The sequence below is a fragment of the Gordonibacter pamelaeae 7-10-1-b genome (genome assembly GCF_000210055.1).
Lineage (GTDB): Bacteria > Actinomycetota > Coriobacteriia > Coriobacteriales > Eggerthellaceae > Gordonibacter > Gordonibacter pamelaeae.
Window position 1 is genome coordinate 470,795 of the sequence record NC_021021.1, and the last position, 3,174, is coordinate 473,968.

Below are 3,174 nucleotides of genomic sequence, written 5' to 3' on the forward strand. Positions count from 1 at the left end.
TGGTACCATGGCGAGGACGGGCGCGGCGCGGGACGCGCATCGGCCGACCCCGCAACCGCCCGCCCCGCCCGACCCTCGGAGGTTTTCCCATGGAGCTCATCATCACCCTATGCGCGGCGCTGTCCGCCGGCACGGTGTTCGGCGTCGTCGCCGGCGCGGCGAAGTACCGCCTGCACCGCAAGCGGAGCTATTCCGACAAGCAGGTGGCCGCCTACCAGCGCCTGTGGAAGAAGGGCTCCATCCTCTTGCGGTTCGCCACGGGCACCGTCCTCGCCCTCGGGCTCATCTGGTGCACAGGCTTCCTCGTCGTCGGCGCGCTCTACCCCGACCAGACCGATTACGCGAACAACATGGCGGAGCTCATCGTGTGCGTGCTCACCGTGGTGTCCATCATCTTCGCCTTCTACGAGTTCGTGCGCAGGAAGTAGCGTCGCGCGCGGATCGGGCACGAAGCGAAACGGGTGCGGAGGTTGGCGTGGCAAGACAGCGAGAAGCCCCCTCGTGCCGAATCTGCACGAGGGGGCTTCTCGCTGCTGGCTCGTTCCGGCAGCCGTCGAGCCGCCGGAACCTAGTTGAACTTGAATATCTTCTGGGCCATGCGGTAGCCGGTGATGCCGATCTTGCGGCCCAGCTCGGTGGGCAGGTTCGTGCCCATGTTCAGCACGCTGCGGCGGATGCGCCGGTAGACGTCGGGGTTCTTCTCCTTGAGGTAGTCCCAGATGCCCTCGCGCTTGTCCTCGGCCTCGTCGGTGCCTATCATGCGCAGGAAGATGGAGCAGATGCACATCATCATGGACAGGTAGTTCTCCATGTAGCGCTCCAGGCGCTTCTCGGGAACGGCGTCGGGCAGCTGCACGGCGTCGATCATGAGGCGCGTGACGCGCAGCTGCTGGTCGATGCGGCCCTTCATGACGCTCTCGTTCACGCTCTGGTCCTCGCGGCCTATGTAGTAGCGGTACATGTCCACGTCGCGGTAGTAGATGGTGCGCACGTGCGGCAGCGGCACGTACACGAAGATGTTGTCCACGTAGAACGTGTGCTTCGGCAGCTCCAGGCCCATGTCGCGCAGAAGCTCGGTGCGGTAGACCACCGAGTGCATGAGCAGGTACTGGCTCTGGCCGAAGTGCCCCACCTCGTCCCAGCCGAACTCGCGTCCCTCGGGGAACACGTTGCGGTAGTGCATGACGGTGCGCGAGCCCTCGGACACCTTCTCGTACACGTAGTTGCCGATCACGAGGTCGGTGGCGTCCTCCAGCTCGTTCTGGCGGCGCAGGTAGGCCATGATCTCGCGCATGGCGGCCTCGTCGAGCCAGTCGTCGGAATCCACCACCTTGAAGTAGCGCCCCGTGGCGTTCGCCAGGCCCGTGTTCACGGCCTGGCCGTGCCCGCCGTTCTCCTGGTGCACGGCCTTGACGATGCCGGGGTGCCGCTCCGCCCACGCATCGGCCTTGGCGGCGGTGTCGTCCTTCGTCGAGCCGTCGTCCACGATGATGATCTCTATGTCGTCGCCGCACTTCAAGATGGACTCGATGCACGCGTCCATGTAATCGGCCGAGTTGTAGCACGGCACGGCGAAGGAGATGGTCTTCACGGCGCTACCCCACCAGCTCGTCTGCCAGCGCCAGCGCGCGCCCGATGATGACGTCCATGTTGTAGTAGCGGTACTCGGCCAACCGGCCCAGCGGGTGGAAGTTCGGCAGCGACTTCGTCAGCGCGCGGTAGCGCTCGTAGTGCGCGGCGTTCTCGTCGTTGATGATGGCGTAGTACGGCGTCTGCGTCTTGGGGTCGTCGTAGGAGTGGCTGTACTCCTTCATGATGGTGGTCTTGTCGGTCTCCTGGCCCGTGAGGTACTTGAACTCCGTGATGCGCGTGTAGTCCTCGGTCACGGTGAAGTTCACCGTGCCGCAGGGCAGCACGTGGTCGGCGTCGTGCGTCTCGTACACGAAGTCCAGGCTGCGGTACGGCAGGCGGCCGAAGCGCGACAGGAAGAGCTCGTCCAGCGGCCCGGTGTAGACGATGGGCCCCGTGAACGGGCGGTCCTTGACGTTGATGGCGGACAGCGGAGCGTCCTCGTCGTCGCTCTCGAACTCCAGGTCGAACACGCTCTCCGCCTCCACGCCCAGGCACACCTGAATGTTCTCGTGGTCGAGCATGCGCTCGAACAGCGGGGTGTAGCCGTGCAGCGGCATGCCCTGGAAGGCGTCCTGGAAGTAGCGGTTGTCGCGCGACACGAACACGGGCACGCGCGCCGTGACGGAGGGGTCAACCTCCTCGGGCGTGAGGCCCCATTGCTTCTGCGTGTAGTAGAGGAACACGTTCTTGTAGACGAAGTCGGCGATCTCGGAGAGCTCCGGGTCGTCCTGGGCGCGCAGCTCGGTGATGGTCACCTTGCGCTCGTCGCCGAACGTGTCCACGAGCTTCTCCGTGAGGCGCGCGGCCTTCTCCTCGCCGAAGGCGATCTCCATGGAGTTCTTGTTGAACGGCACGGGCAGGTAGGTGCCGTACCAGTCGGCCAGCACCTCGTGCTGGTAGTCGCGCCATTCGGTGAAGCGGCGCACGTAGTCGAAGGCGCGCTCGTCGTTGGTGTGGAAGATGTGCGGCCCGTAGCGGTGCACGAGGATGCCGGCCTCGTCGGCCTCGTCGTACATGTTGCCGCCGATGTGCGGGCGCTTCTCCACCACGAGCACGCGCTTGCCGCCGCGCTCGGCCAGCTCGCGCGCCATGACGCCGCCCGCGAACCCGCTTCCCACTACGAGGGCGTCCACCTCGTCGATATCGACGTCCTTGAAATCGCAGTACTGCACACCCATGGGGCACCTTCCTTTAGTCTCTATACCAGCGGTAGGGCCTCTCCCGGCCCGAAGTATGCGCATATTGCACCGAGAAGCCAGTTTACCGAAAAACCCAGCCCGCGGGCACGCTATCATACAACCATCGTTTTTTTCGCATGCCTTCCGTCGTGCGAGCTTCGATCATATACGCGAAAGGATAGTGCCGATGAGTGCATTTCTTGATTCCATGCTGGTTCGCGCCAAGGGCGACCTGCAGACGATCGTGCTGCCCGAGGGCGACGACGAGCGCACGCTGCAGGCGGCCGAGCGCATCTTGGCCGAAGGGGTTGCGAACCTCGTCATCCTGGGCGATGCCGCGGCCATCGAGGCGAGCCCCTACGCG

At 64.8% G+C, this 3,174-nt stretch carries 4 protein-coding genes; 2 read left to right on the plus strand and 2 right to left on the minus strand.

Going from position 1 to position 3,174, the window contains the following annotated elements; all coding sequences use genetic code 11:
• Positions 1-89 precede the first annotated feature (89 nt).
• Complete coding sequence (locus tag GPA_RS19720; RefSeq protein ID WP_015538811.1) at positions 90-428, plus strand: hypothetical protein; 339 nt, start codon at positions 90-92, stop codon at positions 426-428.
• Between the two features lie 140 nt (positions 429-568).
• Here GPA_RS19720 and GPA_RS02200 read toward each other — a convergent pair whose 3' ends face one another.
• Together GPA_RS02200 and glf are read right to left on the minus strand one after the other, a co-directional pair.
• Positions 569-1,591, minus strand: coding sequence for a glycosyltransferase family 2 protein (locus GPA_RS02200; protein ID WP_041238820.1), 1,023 nt, complete (start codon positions 1,589-1,591; stop codon positions 569-571).
• A gap of 4 nt (positions 1,592-1,595) precedes the next feature.
• Positions 1,596-2,810 (minus strand): UDP-galactopyranose mutase, encoded by a 1,215-nt coding sequence (gene glf, locus GPA_RS02205; RefSeq protein WP_015538812.1) that lies wholly within the window; start codon positions 2,808-2,810, stop codon positions 1,596-1,598.
• 208 nt (positions 2,811-3,018) lie between these two features.
• Here glf and GPA_RS17815 point away from each other — a divergent pair.
• Positions 3,019-3,174: phosphate acyltransferase (locus GPA_RS17815; protein ID WP_269446298.1), on the plus strand; the 156-nt coding region annotated here is incomplete at its 3' end.

Coding starts and splice junctions, on each gene's coding strand:
- GPA_RS19720 (WP_015538811.1), top strand. CDS start 90: ATGGAGCTCATCATCACCCTATGCGCGGCGCTGTCCGCCGGCACGGTG.
- glf (WP_015538812.1), bottom strand. CDS start 2,810: ATGGGTGTGCAGTACTGCGATTTCAAGGACGTCGATATCGACGAGGTG.